Below are 23,479 nucleotides of genomic sequence, written 5' to 3'. Positions count from 1 at the left end.
CATCGCGTAGCTGCCGGCGTTACGGATAAACGGGTGCTGTTCGGGAACCAGCCCGAGGGCGCACTCGGCGGCGTCCAGCCAGTTAGTGACCATCAGTACATACCCGCTGTAATAGGCCAGTCCGGCGCTCCAGCCGCCGTCGTAATCACCCCAGGCCGGATACCAGGTGTGGTAGATCGTCAGCGCATGCCTGATCCATTCCTCCGACTCGGGGATTTCGCTGAAAAAGACGATCCCGGCCTCGGCCAGTTGGTGATACATCCGGTGGGCGTGGCTGTCGTATGCCTTGTGGTGCACGTCGCCCAGGTCGCGACGGGCCTCTTGCCCGCGGATTCGCATGTGCTCCACCACCTCGCGGCGTTCCTGCTCGGTAAGCGCGTCGTAAAGCCAGTCGTACATCCGGGGGATATACTGCAGCAGCGGCATCGCGCACTCGTCGTTGTCGAACACGGAACTCGGCCCGCGCGGGTCCCAGCTCAGCAGGTGCTGCAGAATCCGCCGCGCCCCGTCCAGGTAGCGCTGCTCTCCGCTGACCAGGTAGCAGAAAGCCAGCATCTCGCCGGCGTACACCGTGTTACGCGCGATAGTGTAATTTTTTCGCCAGTGGGCGGTGGCCTCCACCGTGCCCCAGCGCTCGGTTTCCTCATCGGGAGTTTTCAGTACCAGCTCCATGGCCTGTTCGGCCCTGCGCTTCAGGTACTCCCACTCCCCGCGAAGTTCTCCGCCGGCGGCCTGCCGCAGGGCTTCCACCTCGTCCGCCCGCAGGAACAGCCTGGGGTGGCTTGACGGTATCTTGCTCAGCAGGCTCTCGTAGTCGGGGGCCGGGAAAGCAATTGGCTGTCCGGCCACCACGAAGGAATACACCCTGCCGGAGCGCCCTTCGGTTACTCCGCTTACCCGCCAGAACCACTGTCCCGGGTCGAGCACGGCGGACGGGCGCCAGACGCAGTACGGAGTCGGTTCGCTGGCGGTTTCCACACTGCTGAAACTGCTGTCGCGGCTGATTTCCACACGGTAGGACGTCTCGCCGTCCAACGGTCCCCAGGCCAGATAGGGAGGGCTGACGTGCACCGTGTCGCCGGGCGGGGGCTGCAGGCCGAGCCTGGTTTCGCTGAAATCCTGGACCGCTTCGCCGACCGGAGAACCGGGAGAACAGGCATGGATCGCGATCAAAGCGAGTAGGAGCAGACAGAGTTTGAAAGGAAGCCGGGTAGCGCCGGTAGTTTTCATAAATTCAAAGTTCTCCCTGTCGGAAGCAGGTTAAGATGAAGGCCGGTTATTCATATCATAGCCCCTGATGCAGAACTCGTCGAGTTTTTACTGTATTCCTGTTGAGATTTGTCCCGGGCGGAGCTAACGCGAAGGCCGCGGGTCCACCACGCCGCGGAAACCCATGATCGCGCTCTCATCGGCCGGCAGGCTGGTTGCTCCGCTGATAGCGTCCAATCCGACCGGCAGGGAACGCCACGAGCCGCCCCTGATCATCCGCAGCCCGTCGAGCCCCTCGTGATACGTCGTCGTGTACCAGTCACGGGTCCACTCGGCCACGTTTCCGGCCAGATCGAGAATTCCATAGGGCGAGCCGTATGCGGAGAAGCTGCCGACCGGGGCGGTCCGCTCGAATCCGTCCTGGTCCCCCCGGCCATTGCAGCGGAATATTCTCTCGTCACCGGACGGCTGGTTTCCCCAGGGATAGGTCCGTTCGGGGTCGGGGTTCGCCATCGCCGCCGCCTCGTCGCCGTCGAGGAACCTGCCGCCGCGCCAGGCTTTTTCCCACTGGGCTTCGGTCGGGAGTTTCATTCCGCACCAGTCCAGAAACGCCGCCGCATCGTACCACGAAACGAACGTAACCGGGTATTCCTGCCGGCCCGGGAGGACGCGGTAGACGTATCCCTGACTCTCGCCCTCACGCACGATTCCGCAGCTCAGGGAATCCGCCATCCGGCCGACCCAGCCCGCGCCCCGGCCCCCGGTCTCGTTCAGGTAGTCCGCGTACTGTCCGACGGTTGTCTCGTATCTGGCCAGCCAGTATTCCGGCAGACTGCCGGGCACGTTACCGATCCTCTCCCCGTCGTAACCGCCGCCGGGAGTGGACTTCATCACGAACTCGCCGCCGGGAATCCGGGCCATGGCGACAGCATGGATTTCCAGCGAGAACGCACTCTCGGCAACCGCGCTGAACTGGTCGACTCCCCAGCAGGATACCTGTTGACGGCCCGGCGAGGAAACGATTCCGAATCCCCTGCCAGTCAGGTAGTGCTCCCGGAGCCGTCGCCAGCCATCGCCGCCGCCGGCCCTGTAACGGATAAACACCCAGGCCGGTGTCGATTCCGTGATGCCGGCAGCGGCCAGCGTGTACTCGATCAGCAGCTGGGTTCCGTTGAACTCGGTCTGCTGGATTCTGGACTCGACGTCCGTAATCTCCAGCCACCCCCCGGAACAGACTGATGCCGCGGTAAGGACGGGCAGCAGGGACAGTGTCAGACTATTCCGCATTAAAAACTCCACGTAATATCGGCTTTCGACTGGTACGCCCCGTGCTATCCGCTTTCCGATTCTCCCACCAGGTGGCAGGCGGCCGAATGACCCGTCCGTTTCTCCACCAGCGGCGGTTCCGACCGCGTGCAGAGTTCCTCGCGCAGCGGGCAGCGGGTATGGAACCGGCAGCCCGGGGGCGGATTGACCGGGCTGGGGACCTCGCCCGACAGCCGTAATTTTGCACGCCTGCGTGACGGGTCCGGCAGCGGGATCGCATTCATCAGCGCTTGAGTATAAGGATGCAGCGGGTCGGCGTAAAGCTCCCTGTCCGAGGCCACCTCGACAATCCTGCCCAGGTACATCACGGCTATCCGGTCGCAGACATGCTCGACCACGCTCAGGTCGTGGGCGATAAACAGATAGCTCAGGCCGAACTCCTGCTGAAGGTCGTCGAGCAGGTTGATCACCTGGGCCTGGATGCTGACATCGAGCGCAGAGACCGGCTCGTCGCAGATAATCAACTCCGGCCTCAGGGCCAGCGCCCTGGCGATCCCGATCCGCTGACGCTGCCCGCCGGAGAACTCGTGGGGATAGCGGAGCGCGCACTCCGGCCCGATTCCCACTTTTTCGAGCAGTCCGGCCACTCTCAGGCGGCGTTCGGCGGCGGAGCCGATCCCGTGGACCACCAGCGGTTCGGCCACGATTTCCCCGAGGGACATCCGCGCGTTCAGCGACGAGTACGGGTCCTGGAAAACCGCCTGGACTCTCCGCCGGTATCCTTTCAGTCCCCTGCCGGTCAGCGGACCGATATCGGCGCCGTCGTAGAGGATCCGTCCGGCAGTCGGCTCGTGGAGCTTCAGCACGCACTTGCCGATAGTCGATTTCCCGCAGCCGGATTCCCCCACCAGTCCCAGCGCCTCTCCCCTGCCCACCTGCAAATCGACGCCATCCACCGCATGGATCGCCCCGGTCTGCCTGCGCAGCAAGCCCCTGCGGACGGGGAAATGCATTTTCAGTCCCCTGATATCCAGCAGCACGTTGTCTTGTTTCTCGCTCACTTATCCGGTTCCGTCCCGGTTTTCGCACACAGCCCAGCAGGCGGTCCTGCGGGCCGGGCCGCGGGCGGTCAATTCGGGTTCGTGTTCACGGCATTTGTCGCTGGTCAGCGGGCAGCGTGGATGGAAACTGCACCCCGAGGGGAGGTTGTCCAGCGAAGGAACCATACCGGGGATTTCGCTCAGTCGCTGTTTACCATTTCGCGACTTGCCGCCCAGCTTGGGGATCGAGTTCAGCAGTCCGGCAGTATAAGGATGAAGCGGCCGCTCGAACAGTTCGTCCACCGGCGCTTCCTCGACAATCCTGCCGGCGTACATCACCAGCACCCGTTCGGCGTATTCGGCCACGACACCGAGGTTGTGGGTGATCAGCAGCACCGAGGTGCCGTCGGCCCGGCAGAGATCGCGGAGCTGGTCGAGGATCTGGGCCTGGATCGTGACATCCAGCGCCGTGGTCGGCTCATCGGCGATAATCAGTTCGGGGCCGCCGGCCAGCGCTATCGCGATCATCGCCCGCTGACACATCCCGCCGGACATGTTGACCGGGTAATCGTGGGCGCGGAGTTCGGGGGAGGGTATCCCCATCCGGCGCAGGATCTCCACCGCTTTCGTCAGCGCCTGGCTGTGCGGCATGCCGAAATGCTCCGTGTAAACTTCCGCGATCTGGCTGCCCAGAGTGTAAACCGGGTTCAGCGAGGTCATCGGCTCCTGGAAAATCATCGAGATCCGGCGGCCGCGGATGGCGCGCATCTTTGCCGGGGGCAGTTTGACCAGGTCTGCGCCGCGGTAAAGAATCCGGCCGTCGACAATCCGGGCCGGGGGCGAGGGCAGCAGGCCGAGAACAGAGAGGGCGGTAACGCTTTTACCGCTGCCGGATTCCCCCACCAGGCCCAGGATTTCCCCCCGATGGACCTCGAAACTGACTCCGTCCACCGCCTTGACCACGCTTTCCGGAGTGAAAAAATAGGTTTTAAGTCCCCGGACAGCGAGCAGGACGTCGCCATTGATGTTCGATTCAGAAGCCATCCGCTATCCTTCCGTTCCGGCAGAAGCGCTCAGGTCCTGAGCTTGGGATCGGCGATATCCCGCAGCCCGTCGCCGATCATGTTGAACGACAGCACGGTGACCAGCACCGCCAGGCCTGGAAACAGGGCCAGCCAGGGAGCGTTGGTGAGCTGATCCACCCCGTTCTTGATCATATTGCCCAGCGTGGGCGTGGGCGGCGAGACTCCCAGACCGAGGAAGCTGAGACTGGCCTCGACCATGATCGCCGTGCCCATCCAGAGCGTGGCCGCCACGATAATCTCGCCCATGATGTTGGGCACGATATGGCGAACGATAATCCTCAACCCGCCCGCGCCGATCACTCGCGCCGCGTTGACATACTCCATCTCCCTGGCCGCCAGCGCGGGACCGTGGGCCAGCCGGGCGAACCTGGGGGTGAACACGATCCCGATAGCGATAATCAGCTTGATCAGCCCGCTGCCCAGGATCGCGGCGACCATGATCCCGGTAATCAGGGTGGGGAACGCCAGCAGGACGTCCACCGTACGCATCAGGACCGCCTCGGTAATTTTGCCGTAGTATCCGGCCACCACGCCGATAGCCGTACCGGCCGCCATCCCGAGCAGCACCGAGAGGAACCCCACCGTCAGCGAAGTCCGGACCCCGTAGAGTATCCGCGAGAGCACGTCGCGGCCGTACTGGTCGGTGCCAAGCACGTGGGCTCCTTCGGGTGCGGTGAGACGGTGGTAGACATTCTGCTCCAGCGGATCGAAAGGTGCGATCCCGAAAGCGAACACGGCCACCAGCACCAGCAGCAGGGCCATAATGCATCCCGCCAGGGCGGTCCGGTTAGTGCTGAACGTGCGCCAGAGTTTGGTTTTCTCGGCCATCAGTCGTACCTGATTCTCGGGTCGATCAGTCCGTAAGAGAGGTCGGTCAGCAAATTGATCAGCACCACCAGGGTGGCATAGACAGCCATCACCGACTGGAGCGTGAGGTAATCGCGCTGGTTGATCGCCCCCACCATCATCTTGCCCAGTCCGGGCCTGGAGAAGACCACCTCCACCAGTACCGAGTTGCCGATCAGGATGATCGCATAGACTCCGGTGAACGAGGCCACCGGGATCAGCGCGGTGCGCAGCGCGTGGCCGAATATCACTTTACGCTCCGGCAGGCCCTTGGCCCGGGCGGTGCGGATATAGTCCTCGCCCAGCACGTTGAGCATCGATGAGCGGGTGGTGCGGGTGATATAGGCGGCCATCATCAGCCCCAGGGTCAGGCTGGGCAGGAACAGGTGGCGGAGGTTGTCACGCAGGTCCAGCAGGTCGCCGCCGCCCATCACCGGAAAAAGATCGAGCTTGATCGAAAAGACGAACATCAGCAGGATGCCGAGGAAAAACGAGGGCAGCGAGACGCCTGAGAGCGAAAAGGTGCGGCCAAGATAATCGAGCGCTGAGTTGCGGCGCAGCGAAGTGGCCACTCCCAGGGGTATCCCCAGCAGGATACCGATCATAATCGCGCTGACAGCCAGTTCCAGGGTATACGGCAGCACACGGGCCACCTCGGCGGCCACCGGAGTGCCGGTGATCTGCGAGCGTCCCAGCTCGCCCCGGGCCAGACTGCCCAGGAAGCGGAAATACTGCACCGGCAGCGGGTCGTTGAGTCCCATCTCCTCCTCCAGCGCCTCGATTGCCTCCGGCGTTGCGTAATCGCCCAGCATCGCGACAGCCGGGCCGCCGGGCATGGCGCGCACGAGGAAGAAAATCAGGGTGACAACCGCCAGCAGGACCGGAACCGCCAGCAGGATTCGTCTGATGGAGAATGCGAGCATCTCAAGTGTCCGTCTAGAGCATTTAACAAGTCATTAAAGAGGCTGCTGTTTCGTAGTTGCTTCAGTTGCCTTCGGGCCGTCGGTAATCACCCTCAGGTCATAGCCCCAGTTCACATCCACACTGCGCGCGAACGTGAACCCCAGCGCCATCAGCGGATAGGCGGCCACCTGGTCGAGAATAACCGCCTGGGCCTGTTTCCAGAGTTCGGTCTGCCTGTCCGGGTTCGTCTCCCGGCGCGCCTGCTCGATCAGATGGTCGATACTGTCCACTTCCCCGTCACCGTCGGCGTCCACGGCTCCGAGATGGCAGAAATTGGTGACCGGGCTGCTCCCGGCGGCCACGATTGACGCCGAGTGAAAAAACTGGGTCAGGATGATATCCGGGTTCGGCCGGTAGCAGGTGTAGAACACCAGCGGATTGAGGTCCTGCCTGATCCGGGTATGGTAGGTGGCCTGATCCACAATCGAGATTTTCAGCTCGATACCGACCCGCCCGAGCTGGGCCTGGAGCAGGTCGAACGCCTTGACATAGGTGTCGCTTTCGGAGACGAATACCTTGAGCGTAAACCCGTCGGGCCAGCCGGCCCGGGCCAGCAGCGCCCGTGATTTTTCCGGGCTGAATTCGCGGACCAGCCCCAGCCGGACAGCTTCCTGTTCGCTCAGCCCTCCGCGCAGCATGCCGTGGGGTACAACCGAGCTTACCGGCCGGGCCACGCCGGGGCCGTAGAGGGCGATAAACTCCCCGCGGTCAACAGCGTGGGCGATTGCTTCCCGCACCAGCCTCGAATCCAGCGGGGCGAGACTCATGTTTAAATGCAGCGACATGATCTCCACGCCATCGATCAGGTCGACAGCGATACCCGGCAGGCCGGACATCTTGTCGCCCCAGACCTGCTCCCGCGGACCCCAGATCACGTCCACCTCGCCCTTGCGCAGGGCCAGCTCGCGGCTGATCACGTAGGGCATGTAGTAGTATTCGATTCCAGCCAGGCCGGGCACGCCGCGGAAATACTCCCGGTTGGCCGCCAACTCCACTTTCTCCATCGGAGTGTAGCCGGTGAACCGGAACGGCCCCGTGCCGACCGGGTTGAGATTGAACCAGTCCTCGCCGAACTGCTCGATAGCCTGAGGGCAGACAACCAGGCCGCCGCCGCGGTTGGTCAGCTTGGGCAGCAGGAGGTCGGCGGTGACAGGCTGAGCCAGGATAACCCGCACCGTGTCGCGTCCGGCCGCCTCGAACCGCATGCCCTGGTAATCGCCGGCATAAGAGGACTTGGCGGGGTCGCAGGCGCGACGAAGCGAATAGACAACGTCCTGGGCGGTAACCTCCGCTCCTTCCCGGTCGCCGAACGGATGGAACTTCACTCCCCGGCGCAGCTCGAACGTCCAGCACTGGGTCCCGTCAGGCAGGGTTTCCGCCCGGGGCATGGAACGCGCCAGGTCCGGTTCGATATCGGCAATCGCCATCGAGCCGGGACGGTAGCGCAGCAGGCCGTTGAATATCATCTCGGCCAGCACCCGGTCATGGGATGCCGTGGCGCGGTGGGGATTGAGACTGCGGGTATCGGCCTGCTTGCTGGCCATGCGCAGGATTTTGCCGTCCGTGCGCGCGGCCTCTCCGTTTTGCCCGGCAGGGTAGCGCGATAACAAGGCCGTGAAAACCAGAAAAGCGGCCAGGGCAAGGATCTTCAGGACTGTTTTGTTCATCGGATAATCTTAGGTTGATTGACTATTCGTGCAGCAGGGAAACCAGTCCGTCCAGGGACTCCTGCCTGTCCAGCTTTTCGACAGTCCGGATTAGCTGCCCGCACTTTTCCGGTCCGATCCGGGGCGAGGCCAGCGCGATAAATTTATCCAGATACCCCTGGGTCTCGAAATCGCCGCCCGCCTCGCCGTGAAGGTTCAGCACCTCGCGGGACAGTTCCCCGCCATCGGCCAGCGAGATCGTGACCCTGGCCGGTCTTCGCACCGGGAACATGGCGCTCAATTCCGGATCGGCGACCAGGCTCACCTTCCGCGCAAGCTGGCTGACACGTGGGTCCTGCAGCGTTTCGGCGGTCATCTGCTCCACGGTGAAATCGCCATAGACAAGCGCCGCGGCGACCGTGTACGGGATATCGAACTGGAATCCCTCCAGCGTGACCGGTCCGCCGTGGTCGAGCCGGGCGGCTTCCTCGAATGTCTCGATCCGTACCGAGTCGATTTCCCCGGCGGCGAGTTTATGTTCGGCCACGATCTCCAGCACCGCGTCCAGGGGTGCATGGGTCCAGCGGCAGGAGGGATAGCGCTTGAAATAGACTTTGCGGATTTCCCATTCGCTGCCCAGGGTTTGGAATATCGGGCGTGCGGTCGGGTCTTCCGGGTCGGCGAACGGGTCCTGCATCGTGGCAGGCGGAGCTGCGAATCCGCCCCTGGCCAGCAGGGCCGAGGAGGCTCCGACAAACGTGCCCCAGGGGATACCGCCCTTGACCATGCTCTGGTGGTCAATCGAGTAGTGGACCGGAGTCGAGGGCATGTAGACTCCGGCGGCGCCGAGGGCCAGCCCGACCCCGCGCTTGTCGAGACCCAGCAGCCGCGATGCCGCGGCGGCGGCGCCGTAGACACTCGAACCGCCGGAACCCAGCGCCCGCTTGCGGTAAAACCGGGTCATCGCCTGGCCGGCCCTCGCGCAGATCTCGTAGCCGATCACCGAAGCTGCCAGGAACTCTCTGCCGGAGGCGCGGCCATGCTCGGCGAAGGCGAGGGTCACCGGAAAGACCACCGAGCCGGGGTGGCCCACCGACGGGTAGTATCCGTCCTCGAGGTCCATCACGCTGCCCAGCAGGGTATTGGCCCAGACCGCCGCGAGCAGCGGCAGCCGTTCCCCGCTGCCGATCACGGTCGCCGCGCCGCCATCGCCGAATCCCTCCAGCAGCTCCCGTCCGGCTTGATAGGCCGGCAGCCCGCTGCTCGAAAGGGCCACGCCCAGGAAGTCGAGGAGGCAGCGTTTGGCCTTGGCCGCAACTTCATCGGGGAGCCTGTCATAACCGGTATCAGCGACAAACCCGGCTGCAAGATCAGCGTTCAATTGACTCTCTTCCTCAAGCAGTTAAGCAGGTAATAAAATCTCGAATTCATCGCGGATCCGCCTGTCAATCCGCTCCGGGATGGGCGCGGACACATGCTCGTGCAGGATTCTGCGCGCCTCGACCCTGGCCCGCTCGCGGGCGTCAGGAGACCCGGCGGCTTCCCAGGCGGCACGCTCGCGGCGGTCGGCGATTGCGGGAAAGAAAAACTCATCGCGGAAATGTTTCAGCGTGTGCTCCCGCGAGATAAAATCGCCGCCTGGGCCGGCCGAAATTATGTCATCGACCGCCAGAGTTTCCCCGCTGACCTCGATTCCCCGTACCGCGCGCCGGGCCATCAGGATAATCTCGTTGTCGATCACGTACTGCTCGTAGGCCACTCCGTCGGCGATCCTGCCGGCTGCGTGGTGAATATAGTTGGAGCCGGCCAGCACGGAGAGGCAGATACCGAACGCTTTCTCGTAGCCCGCCTGGATGTCCGGGATTTTGGAATCGGTGACTCCGGCCAGGTTATAGTTGGGCACGCCGACATGCCGGGCGAGCTGGGTGACAGCCGCGTTGAGGATCTGCCGCTCGATACTGCCCGGACAGAACGAAGTGTCGCGCATGTCCGCCACGCCGGGGCAGCCGCCATAGATCACGGGAGCGCCGGGGTTGGCAAGCTGGCAGAGAGTAATCCCGGCCAGCTGTTCCGCATGGGTTATCGCCAGTGTCCCGGCGAATGTCACCGGAGCGGTCAGCCCGGCGATCGCCACGGAGGAGAGCGCCACGGGCATGCCCCGCCGGACTATCTCCAGCAGGGCAGGGCAGACCTCGGCGTTGAATGTCAGCGGGGCGGAGATGAACGAGGTGATAAAGGAGACAATCGGCCGGGCCAGCAGCGAATCGGTTCCGCCGGCCACGAGCGCTGCCAGCCTGAACACTTTTTCGACGTTCTCCGGGAAATAGACGTTGCCCATCACGTGCTTGCCGGTATTGGCCAGCGAGGCGTAGTACTTGTTGACATCCAGCTTTTCGTGGGGCACGTCGCGGGCGACAACCGGACGGATATAGAAGTCGATTCCATCCAGCGCGTCCACCAGCCGGGCGATATCGGCCACGTCGCGCAGGGTGCTCTCGCGCAGGCGGCCGGTTTCGAGATCGAGTACGTTGAGTTCGGCCCCTCCGGTACCGGCATAGACATTGTTTCCGGCGAGCAGAAGGTCGTTGTGCCGCTCACGGCCGCAGAGCAGGACCTCGGAGGGCGCGTCCCGGAGAGCATTTTCAACCAGGCCGGCCTGCAAATACACGGTTTCTTCATCTTCGCCGGCTTTCGCCCCGGCATCCCGCAGGATAGCGAGCGACTGCGCGTGAGGAATCCTGATTCCGGCCTGTTCCAGGATTCGCAGCGCCGCGGCGTGGATCTGCCCGACATCATCGTCCGACAGCAGTTTCAGCCTGCCGCCCTGTACAGTCTCTTTCGGCATTGTAACCGCGTCCGCGCTGGAGTGTGCAGGTTGGAACCAGGTAGGCCATCTACCGGTGATACCGGATTGATCCGACTTCCGCCGTCCGGACTAGACTTCGTACCCGGAGATTCTGTCCTCGTCGATTTCCACACCGAGGCCCGGAGTTTCCGGGGCAGTTACGAACCCGTCCTTGTCGATCCAGACTTTAGAGGTAATTATCCCGCCCAGCTGCTGGTAGGCCTCGATTGTCCGCGTGGTCGGCTCGTAGATCACTTCGACCCAGGTGTCGTTGGGGACGGTGCAGGCCAGCTGGAGCTGCGCGGAGAGGCCAAGTCCGCTCATCCCGTGGTGGGGGATAAACTCGAGGTGGCACATCTCGCACATCGCCGCCACTTTTCTCAGCTGCGAAATACCCTCCGACATGGCCGCGTCGGGCTGGATAATGTCGTAGACCTTCCTCTCGATCATCCAGCGGAACTCGTGGAGCCCCTGGTTTTTCTCGCCGCCGGCGGTTTTGATTTCGGTGGCTTCCCGCAGCCTGGTCAGGTTGTCGAAATCGAAACGGGGCAGCGGCTCCTCGAGCCACAGGATCCGCCGGTCGTGAAGCTCGCGGGCCATCAGCAACGCACGCTGGTAGCCCCAGAACGGTCCGGGATCGGGAGACGGCAGGTTGGTGGCCTGGTTGGCGTCCACCATGAAATCCATCGTATCGCCCGCCGCCTCGAGGCAGGCGTCCACCAGCGCCAGGTCCCCGGCCACGGTGTCCTTGCGCAGCCTGATTTTCATCGCCTTGAACCCCAGGCCGCGGTAGTGCAGGGCCAGTTCGGCGCGGTTTTCCGGCGTGGCGAGTTCAACCGTGCTGGCGTAGGCCCGGACCTTGTCGCGGAAACTGCCCCACAGCCTGTGCAGCGGCATGCCGGCGGCCTTGCCCACGATATCCCAGAGGGCCATGTCGATACACCAGATTCCGCCGGCGTGACGGTAGATCCGGGCCAGCCGCTCGGTGGCCAGCGGATTTTCGCCGACCAGGTAGGGCTTGACACTGGCATCGATAGTTCCGGCAACGTGGCCGGAGGTGCCGCCGTAGCCTACTATTCCCTCGTCCGTGATTATCCTGACCAGGGTGAACTCGTGGGTAGTGGTGACGAAACCGGGTTGCCACGCCGGCCGGACCTCGCCGGGATAGGGCAGGGTGAGGTTGTGGGAGACAACGTCCGTGATTTTCATTGTTATCGCTCCGCGGCGGATCTAAGGAAGATAAGCGGCTGGTGGTGATGAAAAACAAGTATAGCCAAAACGGCTGCGGCATAAAAGGGTCTTTTATTTATCTTACCCTGAATTTAACTGTGCACGGCCATGCAGGCTCGAGCGGATGGAGGCCGCGGCGGAAAACCGTCCGGGGCCGGCCGTGGCCGATCATCCCCAGCCCAGCCTCTGCAGGACACTGTCTGCGCTGCCCCGGAACGCTCCGCTGTTCTCCAGGGATATCGTGGCGGTCATCGCCGCGAACTCGCCCTGCCGCACGGGATCGTCGTACAGGTCCAGTGCGCGGATGAAACCGGCAAGGTAGGAATCACCCGCACCGGTGGGGTCCACGATCCGCTGCGGGCCGAAGGCGGGGATATCGTAGCGTTTAGCGTCAATGTACAGGACAGAGCCCTCACTGCCCCGGGTCACTATCAACCCGGCGGCGCCGGCGTCGAGCAGCACACGGGCGCCCTCGTCCAGCTCTTCCCGCCCGGAGATAAATCGCAGCTCGCTTTCGTCCATGGCCGCGTACTCGCAGAAAGGCAGCATCGGCAGTACGCGTTCCGGCTTGGCCCAGATTATTTTGCCGTTTTCCAGATAGCGGATCAGCCCCTGCACGGCCAGCGCCAGTTTGCCGAACCCGGCCAGGAATTCAACGAGAGCCGGCGAGATGTTGTCATGGATCAGCGGTCCGAGTATTATACGCCCGATCTTACTGAGTTCTTCGGGGTCGAGTTGTGCGGGAGTGATGGTATTCTCATGCACCACTGCCCGCTGACGGCGGCAGTCGCAGTCGGCGGTGGCGTATTCGTTGATGAATTCGATCGTACCCGCGGCGGGGATTCTGACCAGGGTCGCGCTTTCGTTTTCCGGCCACGGCGGGATATCCTCTCCGCACGTTCCCAGCACCAAGGTATCCGCTCCCAGGCGAGCCAGCGCGATGCCCGAGTAATATGTGACTCCGCCGGGCCTTTCATAACTTTTTCCTCCAATAATGTTCCTGTCCCTGCTCAGGGGGCCGGCGACCGCAGTTTTCAAGCTTGACCAACCTGTCGGAAAGTTTTCTAGTTGGAAGCAGCAAAATCTGCTGACCAGGATTATGCAAAGTATAGCCTGGTGCGGCAAGAATGGAAAGTGGACAAATCCTGGAAATGAGGGGAATAACCAGGTCTTTCCCCGGAGTCCGCGCGTTGGCGCTGGACCCGGATATCCCGCCGGACACGCTGGTGCGAAGGTTGAACGTGGCCCAGTGTCAGCTGGTGGAGACCGCCAAGGCCGTCTCCGCCGCTGCCGGGATTATCGTCCTCGATGAGCCGACCGCCTGCCTTACCGGCCATGAAAAGCGGAAACTGTTCGAGGTTATCCGTTCGCTTAAAAATCTTTGTTTCCCGCAGGGAAATAAAGGGATATATTCAGCTTTACAGCTCGACCAGTCAAGTATGCGGCAGGACAACGGATCGGGAGGTTCAATGGATTTCGGCTCTGAAATGCTGGCGGCCAGGGTGAGGCGTTTCCGCCTGCAGAAAAAGATGAGTATCGAGCAACTGGCCAAGGCGGCCGGAGTGGACAAGAACACGGTTGTAAGAATCGAGAAAGGCGAGGGCCGCCCGAACCTGAGCACCCTGATGCGGATCTGCGGTATACTCGAAGTATCCGTGGACACGCTGATGGACCTCGAATCTGTCGAAAATCAGGATTACTATCTCTACCGGCGTGGAGAATCGAGCGGAGTCGATGAGAGCGAGCCCGGCCTGCGGGTTGGCGATCTCAAAGCCAAGCTGCCGTGTGGCAAGATGAATGCCGTCGTGCTCGAAATTACCGGCGAGGGCAGGATGCGCAGCCATCCGGGAGAGGAAATCACTTTCTGCCTCAAGGGCAAGGTCGGTGTCATGATCGGCAGCACGCCCGTGGTGCTGGAAAGGGGAGATTCGGTGTTGTTTTTCGGACGCGAACCGCACAAATACTACAATGCCGATAAAGCCGGGAACGCTCCGATGGCGCTGGCCTTATGTGTCTGGATGGATGAAGCCGTGGACCCGCAGGCCGAGTACCTGAGCTCGTATCATCTCTAAGCCGCCGCTCGTCCCCGCTATTCCAGCGGAAGAAATTACAAGTTCAACCGAAAGCCGGCAATGCCCATCTGCCTGTTCCTGGCCGTGCATTGGTATCTTTCGCTGTTCTGCCAGTCATTTTTCCTCCACCGTTTCGGGGCGCACCGGATGTTCCATCTGCCGCCGTTCTGGAAGCGGTTTTTCTACCTGATGACCTTTTTCAGCCAGGGAGCCTCGTTCCTTAACCCGCGGGCCTACGCCGTGATGCACCGGATGCACCACGCCTGGAGCGATACGGACCGGGACCCCCATTCGCCCCACTACTCGCCGAATATAGTCGCCATGATGGTCAAGACTTACGGGATTTACACGGGACTGTTGAGCGGCAAAATCGATCCGGGGCAATTCGGTTACGATCTTCCCGAGTGGAAAGCTGTCGACAAGCTGAGCGAGAACTGGCTCGTACGTCTGGCGTTCGCCGGTTCCTACATCGCGTTCTATCTGGCGTTCGCGCCGTCGTGGTGGTATTTCCTGCTGCTGCCGGTCCATTTCCTGATCGGACCGATCCAGGGAGCGCTGGTCAACTGGTGCGGTCACAAGTACGGCTACGTCAACCACCGGGAAACCGGCGACAGGTCGCGCAATACGCTGGCTCTGGATATCCTGCTGCTGGGCGAGCTGTTCCAGAACAACCATCACCGCTACCCGCAGCGGATGAATTTCGCCAACCGCTGGTTCGAGCTTGACCCGGTCTGGCCGTTGATTAAAGTGCTGGCGATGCTGAGAGTAGTTAAAGTCCCCTCCTCGTGAGACTGTAAGCCTGGTTATCTCCTGCCGAAATATTCCACGTCCAGTCTGTCGAGTCTGCGGAAATGGCCCTCCAGCCTCCGCAGGAAGCCTTCAGTGTTTCTCCGCGCTTTTGCGCTCCAGCCAGCCTCGGCCAGGGCGATCAGCCGCGGAAATATCTGGATATCCGTAGCCGGCTCGTTGACTGCGATATGGGTCCACATGTTGCCCTGCAGGCCCAGGATGTGCTTGTGGTATTCCGCTTCCAGTTCCTCCGGAACAGGCTCGAATGAATAAGCTTCGGCTACCGATGTCCTCTGGTGGTCGTAGTCCAGGTAACAGTGGCTGGTAGGCGACATGACCACGTCGTGGCCCATCCTGGCGGCTTCAATACCGCCCTCGGTTCCGCGCCAGGACATCACCGCGGCCCGGGGCGCCAGCCCTCCTTCCAGGATCTCGTCCCAGCCCAGCAGTTTCCTGCCGCGGGCATTGAGATATTTTTCGATCCGCCGGATAAAATAACTCTGCAGTTCGTGCTCGTCTTTCAGGCCCTCGGCTCTGATTCTGGCCCGGCAGTCCGCGCATTCCCGCCAGTTGTTCTTGGGAACTTCATCCCCGCCGATATGGACGTAGGGTGAGGGGAACAACTCGATCACTTCGGCCAGCACGTTTTCCAGAAATTCAAAAGTCCTTTCCTTACCCGCGCAGTAGACGTTACGCTGGATACCGGGACCTTTGAAGAATGGATAGATTTCGAACGGCCCTCCGCTGCAGGACAGCTCCGGATAGGCGGCCAGCGCGGCCAGGCAGTGGCCGGGCATCTCGATTTCCGGGATTACCGCCACGCCACGCTTCCCCGCGTAATCGATCAGCTCTTTCATTTCCTCCCGGCTGTAAAATCCTCCTTCCTTGCTGTATTTAGTGGGAAAGCGGGCCGCGATACCTGTAAGTTCGGGATATTTTTCGATCTCCAGGCGCCAGCCCTGATCATCCGTGAGGTGCAGGTGCAGGACATTGAGTTTATACAGAGCCAGCAGGTCGATAATTTTTTTCAGGTAGGCCGGTGGCTGAAAAGTGCGGCTGCAGTCCATCATCAGTCCCCGCCAGCCGAACCGGGGCCGGTCCTCGATTCTCAGGCAGGGGAGCTCCCAGGCGGCGAGTGCGATTTCCCCGTTCTCGATTAGCGGCGGCAGCAGCTGGCGCAAGGTCTGCACACCGTGGAAGACTCCCTCCGCGGCAGTCGAGGTTATCGAAACTCCTTCACGGTTTATCACGAGCAGGTAACCCTCGTTGCCGAGGTGTTTCAGCCCTGGTTCGAGAGCTAGTGAGATAGTTGGGCGCACCGGCTGCTCCGGCGCCGAATCCATGAGCGGGATCACCGCGCCGCTGGCTTTGGAGAGCAGATCGGCCAGATACTCTCCACAGGCGCGGGTGCCGGGTTCGACCACCACCGCGGAACCGATTGACAGCGTGACGCTGCCCTCGCCAAGTTCAAGCAAAAGGGGTGCGGGGATGATATTCAGGCTGGATTGGGCGAATGCGGGACGAAGAGGAAAGAACGACATGAAAGCCACCAGCATTACCGCAAGACAGGATCTCATCATGTACGCCTCCGGCAGGTAGTTGATTAATTGTGTTTGCGGAAGTGAAGCTATGATATATTCTAAAATTAATCGTGATTGGTCAACTGATTAATTACCTGGACCACTCCCACGGCAGCAAGGACCCCGATGGCCGTTTCCCGTCGACCCCTGAACCACGGCATAGAGGTAACTGCCGCGCGCGCGGCTTACGAGCCGGAACCCCTGGCCGTCCCGTTCGGGTTCAAGGGACGCTATGTCAGTGAACTCCGCCAGGTGGCGGTCCGTCTCGAAACCTCAGCCGGCGGCAGGGGCCTGGGCTTGGGTACGCAGAGCGTGCTCTGGTCGGATGAGGCCGTCTTCGCGGCCCACTCGCCGCAAGCGGGCGAGGAGCTGATGTACTCGCTCACCCGGTTCGCGCTCTCGGCGGTCGAGGGGCGTGAATTCGATAATCCGCTCGAGTTGCTGGACGGCGTGCTGGAGGAGACGTTCGCATTTGGCCGTCAAGCCACCGGCAGGCCGGAGCTGCGCAAAACTTTCGCGCTGAATTCACTGGTGGCGCTGGATAATGCGGCCTGGCTGGCGTGGGCGCGGGAAAACGGGTTCGATTCGTTCGAGCGGATGGTTCCCGCCCCCTTCGGAGACGCCCTGTCCGCCCGTCACAACAAAATTGCGAGCGTGCCCGTGGTCGGCTACGGCCTGCCCGTGGCGGAGGTGGCGCGGCTGGTGGACGAGGGCTTTTTCATCCTCAAGATCAAGCTGGGAGCTCCGGGCCCGCCGGAGGAGATGCTGGAAGCCGATCTTTCCCGTCTTGAGGAAATCCACCGCGCTGTCGGCCGGACCGAAACTGCCCATACCGCCGGGGGACTGATTCTGTATTACCTGGACTGCAACGGCCGCTACGAGTCGCTGGAAACCCTGCTGCGCCTGGTCGACTATCTGGAGCGGACGAACATTGCCGGGCAGGTCCTGCTGGTCGAGGAGCCGTTCGGCGAGGGGATGGAAGTTGACCTCGGCGCTGTCCCCCTGCCGGTTGCCGCCGATGAGAGCGCCCATACGGCCGCCGATACCGTCGTCCTGATCGAAATGGGTTACCGGGCGATCGCGCTCAAACCCGTGGCTAAAACTCTGAGCGAAACTTTGCGGATTGCCAGGGTCGCTTTCCGGGCGGGAATCCCGTGCTTCTGCGCCGATCTGACAGTCAATCCGGTGCTGGCTGAATGGAACCGCAACGTGGCCGCCAGGCTGGCGCCGCTGCCCGGTCTGGAGCTGGGGCTGATGGAGGCCAACGGACACCAGCTTTACGGGGGCTGGGACCGGATGAGCGGCTACCATCCGGCCGCGGGTAAAGAGTGGACCGTCCCGCGCGATGGGCTATATTACCTTAACGATGAATTCTACGCCACAGGCGGCGGGATTTTTGAGGAATCCGCCCACTACGCCGCTCTGTTCGAGCGCGATGGAGGCTGAGCGGCATTGAATCGGGAACTGCTCGCAACACAGCACGGAGGGTATCTGTGATGAAACCGATCGGACGCAGGGAGTTTTTCCGCAATTCGGCCGGGGCGGCCGCGGCTCTTTCCCTGCTGGCGCCGGGTAAGAGCGTGCCCGCCAGCGACAGGGTCAGAATCGGGATCATGGGAGTCGGCGGGCGGGGCACCCAGCTCGCCGGCTGGTTTGCGGCCATGCCGGATGTCGAGGTGGCTTACCTTTGCGACGTCAATCAGCGACGGTTCGAGCGGTCGCTGGAGGCGGTCTCCGCTCATCAGGACTATGAGCCGGAACTGGTCACCGACTTCCGCCGCATCCTCGACGATCCGGAAGTGGATGCGCTGGTCAACGCCACTCCTGACCACTGGCATGCGCTGGGAGCGATCATGGCCTGCCGGGCCGGCAAGGACGTATATGTCGAAAAACCCCTGTCGCTCAATATCTGGGAGGGCGCACAGATGGTCCGTGCCGCGCGCAAATACGAGCGCGTTGTGCAGGTGGGCCTTCAGTGCAGAAGCAGCGCGTACGCCGCCGCCGCGGCGGAGTTTATCAAGAGCGGCGGAATCGGCGACGTGCATCTGGCCGAGGTGGTGTTCCAGATGCAGCACCCGGCCGTGCCCAAAGGTGACGAGCAGCCTGTCCCGCCCGGGCTGGACTGGGATATGTGGTGCGGACCCGGTCCACTGGTCCCGTACAGTCCCGGACGCTGGTGGTTCGAGCGTTGGGATTACAGTACGGGCGGTATTGCCGGCGATGCGGTCCACCAGTTGGATCTCGCCCGCATGCTGCTGGATATCGGCTATCCGGAGGCCGCCTACGCCGATGGCGGCGTGCGGCATTTCGACGACGGCCGGGAAATCCCGGATACCCAGATCGCCACCTTCGAGTACGGCGGCCTGACCCTGCTGTTCAAGGCCACCCTCTGGACGCCCTACATGAAAAAGATTCCCCACTCTATCCGCGACTCCGACACGATTCCCGCCTGGGAAAACTGCAGCACGAAAATCGTGGTTCAGGGCACTGCGGGGATGATGAATTTCGGCAGGCACGGGGGAGGCTGGCAGGTGTACGACGAGAATTACGAGCTTGTGCGGACCGAACCCGGCCGTCAGGGGGACGCCGCCCATCTGCGCAACTTTATCGACTGTGTGCGCAGCAGGGAGCTGCCGGCGGCCGATGTGGAGCAGGGCCATATCTCGACCCTGCTCTGCCACCTGAGCAATGTCTCCTGCCGGGTCGGCAACCGCAAGCTGGTGTTCGACCCCAGGAACCAGAGCTTCCCCGGCGACCCCGAGGCCAACGCCTACCTGGGCCGCACCTACCGCGAGCCCTGGGTAGTTCCGGCGGAGGTCTAGGCCGGGAAATCGGACGAGGTCTGGTGGATCGGGCAAAGATGCGGGCCTGGCGCATCCGGAGTAGAGAATGTCAATGGAAATACCGCGCCGCCGCGCGGGGCTGTCTCTTTCAATCGCGGGCGAATCAGATTAATATAGAATTGCTGCAAATGAAACAACCGATCCGTAACCGGGTTGATGAGGAGATAACCGATCATGCGAACGACTGTTTCTTTCCTGCTCTCGTTATTATCCGCCTCGATCCTGTCCGCCCCGCTGGCGGCACTCGAGGTCATCCCGCCCCGCGAGGACCTGAGCCAGTCCCGGCCCCGCCTGCTGATGTCCGCCGACAGCACCGGCCCGGCGATCTCGCTGGCGCAGCTCCGCTCGCACACCGACCACCCGGAATACGAGGCCATGCTGGCCAAGATCGGCGGGATCAGCAACGCCGCCTGTCAGGCGATGGTCTGGCAGCTCACCGGCGACTCGGCCGCGGCTGACTCGGCTGTGGGGATGCTGGCCCGCTACCGTTACGACAGCGGTCGCAGCTACGACGTGTTCGAGGTCTTTTTCGACCTGCTGGAGTATGCTCTGGCCTACGACTGGATGCATACCTACGAGGGCTTCAGCAACCTGGACCGCGGCATGGCGCGCTATCAGCTTGGCCAGTTGGCCCGCAACGAGGGCATGAAATGGCAGAACGACCACATTTTCCATAACTACATCTGGATGACCGCCAGCGGCACCATGCTCTGGGCGCTGGCGACCGCCGGGGAGGACTCCACCTCCGACGCGCTTTACGACGATATCCGCCAGCGGATGAACAGCGCGCTGTACCCCGCCATGCTGTACCTGGACGGCCTGCCCAGCGAAAGCTACGGTTACTGGTCGCTCTACGATTTCAGCGGCGCGGTCTGGCCCGTACTGGCCGCGGCCGGCGCATCCGGGCAGGACCTTGTCGCCAGGATCGAAACCGAACAGGACGACTGGCTGCGCCGGCATTTCCTCAACGAGATCCACAATGTCTACCCGGACATGCGCTACGTGCCGTGGGGCGATGTGATCGGGGGGCCGAACGGGAGTGTGACCCACGAGATGGCCGGGGTGCTGGATGCGCTCACCTGGGCGCTGGACTCGCCGGAAGGAGCCTGGTTCAGCCAGTGGCTGGCAGGCAAGCGGGGTACGGGCCGGTTCTACGGGATCACCGGAGTGTTCTACATGCTCTACACCCGGATGATCGACACCGAACCCGCTGAGGGGGCGCTGAGTTATCTCTCCGGCGGCGGCGCCCAGGGCGGGCACTTCACCGCGCGCAGCAGTTGGGACGCCGATGCAACCGTGGTTTCATTCGGGGTCAAGGACCACTACGGCGACCACAACCACTACTGCCAGGGCCAGTTCACCATTTTCCGCAACGGCCTGCTGGCCACCGACCCGCTGGTCTACGGCAGTGTCAACGGCCCCCAGCAGCCCTCGGACGTCCACAGCACGCTCGTTATCAACGGGAGTACCCAGGAGGAGCGCCACGGCCAGAACCACGGAACCCTGGGGAGTTTCCTGTCCAATCTGGACAAAGGCCAGCGGCTGGACACCGGCGATTTCCTGTTCTATGACGAGGGCGGCGACTGGGCCGCGGCGAGCGGCCAATACGCCCAGGCCTATGCTCCCGGCGTGGTGGAAAGCTGCGTGCGGCAGCTGCTGTTTATCCGGCCGGGCACGGTGATAGTGATGGACTGGCTGAGAGCGCCCGCCGGCGGCTCGCTGGGTACGGTGGACTGGCTGCTGCAGCTTGCCGAGGAGCCGGTTGTGGGCCAGAGCATGGCCTGGGCCACCAACGATTCGAGCTTTATCTCCTGCAGCTCTTTCCAGCCGGATACGGTGATCACCGTCCAGAAAACTTCGGTGGATACCTGGCGGGTCAAGTTCTCCTACCAAGCGGACAGTACATTAATGCTGACTCACATGCTGACCGTGGGAGAGGGCGTGGTTCCCACGATAGTCTGGGAAGAAGTGCAGATGGTCAAGGTGGACGAGGGTTACGATATCAAGTTTGGCGACTATACCTACACGTTCACAGATTCCGGCGACTACGCTGTCACCGCCCGGCGGAACGTACCTGGCGACGTAAACAAGGATGAGAAAATCGATATATTCGACGTGCTGGAGTTGTTGGGCGTAATCAGCGACAAAAATTACTTTCCGGCAAGGCTGGATCCCGCGGATGTCAATGTGGACGGCAGAGTGGACATCTTCGATCTGCTGGAGTTACTCCGGCTGCTGAAGGCCTGAGATAGACGGCAGGTTTCAATCCTTTGCGAGCCGGGTTATCGTAGACCTGATTGCTGAAAATATTCGATAAGAAAGCTGTTCCGGGCAATATCATTTTTCCCCGTGCGAGGCGCCCCATGAGCGGTAACCAGATTAACAGACGAGACTTCCTTCTCCTCGGCGCGGGGCTGGCCGCCACCGGCTGTAGCGGCGCACGCAAAAGCGCAGAAGATGCCGCCGGACAGTCCACGGTAAAAAAATTCGAGCTGGCGGAAATGGGCGTGGCCGAGCTGGGGCGGGCTATCCGCGAGGGGAAATACACCTGTGCGTCAATCACGGAAAAATATCTCGGGCGGATCGAAGAGGTTGACCGCGGGACCGGCCTCAACGCGATTATCGAACTCAATCTGGATGCCCGGGCAATTGCGGAGCAGATGGACCGCGAATTGGCCGCCGGCCAGGACCGGGGGCTGCTGCACGGGATCCCGGTAATTATCAAGGACAATATCGCCACCGGCGATGCTATGACCACCACCGCCGGGTCGCTGGCCCTGGAGGGCTCTGTCGCCCCGGCCGACAGCCGGGTCGCCGCTGGTCTGCGCGCCGCGGGGTGCGTGATCCTGGGCAAGGCCAACCTCAGCGAGTGGGCCAACTACCGCGGCTGGCGCTCGACCAGCGGCTGGAGCGCCCGCGGGGGCCAGACAGCCAATCCCTACGCCCTGGACCGCAACCCCTCGGGCTCCAGCGCCGGTTCCGCCGCCGGAGTGAGCGCCAATCTCTGCACCCTGGCGGTGGGCACCGAAACCGACGGCTCGATTGTGGGGCCAAGTTCGGTCTGCGGGATAGTGGGGATCAAGCCGACAGTCGGGCTGATCGGCCGCTCGGGGATTATCCCGATCTCCCACACCCAGGACACCGCCGGTCCGATGGCCCGCACTGTGGCCGATGCCGCCGCGCTGCTCAATGCCCTGGCCGGACCGGACATGAACGACAAGGCCACCGACGCCGGGCGGGAGCAGTTCGGCCAGGACTACACCCGCTATCTCGACCCCGGCGCGCTGCGGGGCAAAAAAATCGGCATTGCCCGCAAGCATTTCAAGATCAGCTACCTGGTTGACCCCGTGATGGAGGAGTCGGTCGGTGTGCTCAAGGACGCCGGAGCCGAGCTGATCGACCCGCTGGAGTTGCCGTCGCACCGGATGTGGCCCCACGAATCGACCGTGATGCAGTACGAGTTCAAGCACGGGCTGAAAGCCTATTTCGACTGGCTGGGACCGTCGGCGCCGGTCAAGTCCCTGGCCGACGTGATCGCGTTCAACGAGGCCCACGCCGAGAGCGAGCTGGTCTATTTCGGCCAGCAGATCATGGAGGAGGCTGTCGAAAAAGGACCGCTGACGGATAAGGCCTACACCGACGCCCTGGCCGAGTGCGGGAAGCTCAGCCGCGCCGAGGGGATCGACAAGCTGATGGACGAGCACGGCCTGGACGCGATTTTCTGCCCCACCTCCGGGCCGGCCGGGTTTACCGACCCGCTCAACGGCGACCACATGCTGGGCGGCAGCTCAGGGCTGCCGGCCGTGGCGGGATACCCGCATCTCACTGTCCCGTTCGGCTGGTTGTTCGGCCTGCCGATGGGGGTCAGTTTCTGGGGACGGGCCTGGAGCGAACCGCTGTTGATCGGAATTGCCTATGCGTTCGAGCAGGCCGTCATGGCCCGCAAACCGCCGCGCCTGCTGCCGTCAGTCGAGTTCCAGTCGGCAGGGTTATCCCAAGCCTGATCGAAACGGGGAGGAACATGAGGTTTCGCCGCTCTTTATCGTGTGTGATCGTCATGGCGGG

At 62.6% G+C, this 23,479-nt stretch carries 18 protein-coding genes; 6 read left to right on the top strand and 12 right to left on the bottom strand.

Translation table 11 applies throughout. The annotated features are described in order from the left end of the window. From FVQ81_15655 to FVQ81_15605, 11 genes are all read right to left on the bottom strand, one after another. Window positions 1-1,230, bottom strand: a 1,230-nt coding sequence (locus FVQ81_15655) for a DUF4962 domain-containing protein (protein MBW7997971.1), incomplete at its 3' end; no start/stop codon positions are given. A gap of 123 nt (window positions 1,231-1,353) precedes the next feature. Beyond that, the gene (locus tag FVQ81_15650) at window positions 1,354-2,496 is read right to left on the bottom strand and encodes a formylglycine-generating enzyme family protein (GenBank protein MBW7997970.1); all 1,143 of its coding nucleotides are present in this window, start codon (window positions 2,494-2,496) and stop codon (window positions 1,354-1,356) included. 44 nt (window positions 2,497-2,540) lie between these two features. Then, the gene (locus tag FVQ81_15645) at window positions 2,541-3,488 is read right to left on the bottom strand and encodes an ATP-binding cassette domain-containing protein (GenBank protein MBW7997969.1); all 948 of its coding nucleotides are present in this window, start codon (window positions 3,486-3,488) and stop codon (window positions 2,541-2,543) included. Between the two features lie 48 nt (window positions 3,489-3,536). Beyond that, on the bottom strand, window positions 3,537-4,559 hold the full coding sequence (locus FVQ81_15640) for an ABC transporter ATP-binding protein (protein ID MBW7997968.1): 1,023 nt from the start codon (window positions 4,557-4,559) through the stop codon (window positions 3,537-3,539). A gap of 29 nt (window positions 4,560-4,588) precedes the next feature. Further along, on the bottom strand, window positions 4,589-5,428 hold the full coding sequence (locus FVQ81_15635; GenBank protein ID MBW7997967.1) for an ABC transporter permease: 840 nt from the start codon (window positions 5,426-5,428) through the stop codon (window positions 4,589-4,591). Beyond that, window positions 5,428-6,369, bottom strand: a complete 942-nt coding sequence (locus FVQ81_15630; protein MBW7997966.1) for an ABC transporter permease — start codon at window positions 6,367-6,369, stop codon at window positions 5,428-5,430. The genes FVQ81_15635 and FVQ81_15630 overlap by 1 nt, the downstream gene beginning before the upstream one ends. Before the next feature lie 33 nt (window positions 6,370-6,402). Continuing rightward, window positions 6,403-8,076, bottom strand: a complete 1,674-nt coding sequence (locus tag FVQ81_15625; protein ID MBW7997965.1) for a polyamine ABC transporter substrate-binding protein — start codon at window positions 8,074-8,076, stop codon at window positions 6,403-6,405. A 22-nt stretch (window positions 8,077-8,098) separates the two neighbouring features. After that, window positions 8,099-9,457, bottom strand: a complete 1,359-nt coding sequence (locus tag FVQ81_15620) for an MmgE/PrpD family protein (GenBank protein ID MBW7997964.1) — start codon at window positions 9,455-9,457, stop codon at window positions 8,099-8,101. Beyond that, the gene (locus FVQ81_15615) at window positions 9,458-10,900 is read right to left on the bottom strand and encodes a trimethylamine methyltransferase (protein MBW7997963.1); all 1,443 of its coding nucleotides are present in this window, start codon (window positions 10,898-10,900) and stop codon (window positions 9,458-9,460) included. Window positions 10,901-10,990: 90 nt separating this feature from the next. Continuing rightward, entirely contained in the window at window positions 10,991-12,109 is a 1,119-nt protein-coding gene (locus FVQ81_15610) for a mandelate racemase/muconate lactonizing enzyme family protein (GenBank protein MBW7997962.1), read from the bottom strand. Window positions 12,110-12,298: 189 nt separating this feature from the next. Beyond that, a complete protein-coding gene (locus tag FVQ81_15605) occupies window positions 12,299-13,168 on the bottom strand; it encodes a hypothetical protein (GenBank protein MBW7997961.1) in 870 nt (289 codons plus the stop codon). 89 nt (window positions 13,169-13,257) lie between these two features. On the opposite strand from FVQ81_15605, the gene FVQ81_15600 reads away from it, so the two are divergent. Both FVQ81_15600 and FVQ81_15595 read left to right on the top strand, forming a co-directional pair. After that, entirely contained in the window at window positions 13,258-14,202 is a 945-nt protein-coding gene (locus FVQ81_15600) for a helix-turn-helix domain-containing protein (protein MBW7997960.1), read from the top strand. A gap of 60 nt (window positions 14,203-14,262) precedes the next feature. Continuing rightward, a complete protein-coding gene (locus FVQ81_15595) occupies window positions 14,263-14,991 on the top strand; it encodes an acyl-CoA desaturase (GenBank protein MBW7997959.1) in 729 nt (242 codons plus the stop codon). A 14-nt stretch (window positions 14,992-15,005) separates the two neighbouring features. Here FVQ81_15595 and FVQ81_15590 read toward each other — a convergent pair whose 3' ends face one another. Beyond that, a complete protein-coding gene (locus FVQ81_15590) occupies window positions 15,006-16,571 on the bottom strand; it encodes a beta-N-acetylhexosaminidase (protein ID MBW7997958.1) in 1,566 nt (521 codons plus the stop codon). A 126-nt stretch (window positions 16,572-16,697) separates the two neighbouring features. On the opposite strand from FVQ81_15590, the gene FVQ81_15585 reads away from it, so the two are divergent. The 4 genes from FVQ81_15585 (at window position 16,698) to FVQ81_15570 (ending at window position 23,418) form a co-directional block, all read left to right on the top strand. After that, the gene (locus FVQ81_15585; GenBank protein ID MBW7997957.1) at window positions 16,698-18,017 is read left to right on the top strand and encodes an L-alanine-DL-glutamate epimerase; all 1,320 of its coding nucleotides are present in this window, start codon (window positions 16,698-16,700) and stop codon (window positions 18,015-18,017) included. A 50-nt stretch (window positions 18,018-18,067) separates the two neighbouring features. Next, entirely contained in the window at window positions 18,068-19,393 is a 1,326-nt protein-coding gene (locus tag FVQ81_15580) for a Gfo/Idh/MocA family oxidoreductase (GenBank protein MBW7997956.1), read from the top strand. Between the two features lie 195 nt (window positions 19,394-19,588). Next, window positions 19,589-21,661, top strand: a complete 2,073-nt coding sequence (locus FVQ81_15575; GenBank protein ID MBW7997955.1) for a hypothetical protein — start codon at window positions 19,589-19,591, stop codon at window positions 21,659-21,661. Between the two features lie 131 nt (window positions 21,662-21,792). Continuing rightward, a complete protein-coding gene (locus FVQ81_15570) occupies window positions 21,793-23,418 on the top strand; it encodes an amidase (protein MBW7997954.1) in 1,626 nt (541 codons plus the stop codon). The last annotated feature ends 61 nt before the right edge of the window (window positions 23,419-23,479 follow it).

The organism is Candidatus Glassbacteria bacterium (assembly GCA_019456185.1).
Taxonomy (GTDB): domain Bacteria; phylum Gemmatimonadota; class Glassbacteria; order GWA2-58-10; family GWA2-58-10; genus JAJRTS01.
The sequence above is the reverse complement of the archived record's forward strand: the minus strand, read 5'-3'. Positions and strand labels throughout refer to the sequence as shown.

Bases quoted from the DNA above. Each gene is read 5' to 3' on its own strand.
- FVQ81_15645 (MBW7997969.1), bottom strand. From the start codon at position 3,488: ATGCATTTCCCCGTCCGCAGGGGCTTGCTGCGCAGGCAGACCGGGGCG.
- FVQ81_15585 (MBW7997957.1), top strand. From the start codon at position 16,698: ATGGCCGTTTCCCGTCGACCCCTGAACCACGGCATAGAGGTAACTGCC.
- FVQ81_15595 (MBW7997959.1), top strand. From the start codon at position 14,263: ATGCCCATCTGCCTGTTCCTGGCCGTGCATTGGTATCTTTCGCTGTTC.
- FVQ81_15615 (MBW7997963.1), bottom strand. From the start codon at position 10,900: ATGCCGAAAGAGACTGTACAGGGCGGCAGGCTGAAACTGCTGTCGGAC.
- FVQ81_15635 (MBW7997967.1), bottom strand. From the start codon at position 5,428: ATGGCCGAGAAAACCAAACTCTGGCGCACGTTCAGCACTAACCGGACC.
- FVQ81_15580 (MBW7997956.1), top strand. From the start codon at position 18,068: ATGAAACCGATCGGACGCAGGGAGTTTTTCCGCAATTCGGCCGGGGCG.
- FVQ81_15600 (MBW7997960.1), top strand. From the start codon at position 13,258: ATGGAAAGTGGACAAATCCTGGAAATGAGGGGAATAACCAGGTCTTTC.
- FVQ81_15630 (MBW7997966.1), bottom strand. From the start codon at position 6,369: ATGCTCGCATTCTCCATCAGACGAATCCTGCTGGCGGTTCCGGTCCTG.
- FVQ81_15625 (MBW7997965.1), bottom strand. From the start codon at position 8,076: ATGAACAAAACAGTCCTGAAGATCCTTGCCCTGGCCGCTTTTCTGGTT.
- FVQ81_15590 (MBW7997958.1), bottom strand. From the start codon at position 16,571: ATGATGAGATCCTGTCTTGCGGTAATGCTGGTGGCTTTCATGTCGTTC.
- FVQ81_15650 (MBW7997970.1), bottom strand. From the start codon at position 2,496: ATGCGGAATAGTCTGACACTGTCCCTGCTGCCCGTCCTTACCGCGGCA.
- FVQ81_15610 (MBW7997962.1), bottom strand. From the start codon at position 12,109: ATGAAAATCACGGACGTTGTCTCCCACAACCTCACCCTGCCCTATCCC.
- FVQ81_15640 (MBW7997968.1), bottom strand. From the start codon at position 4,559: ATGGCTTCTGAATCGAACATCAATGGCGACGTCCTGCTCGCTGTCCGG.
- FVQ81_15575 (MBW7997955.1), top strand. From the start codon at position 19,589: ATGCGAACGACTGTTTCTTTCCTGCTCTCGTTATTATCCGCCTCGATC.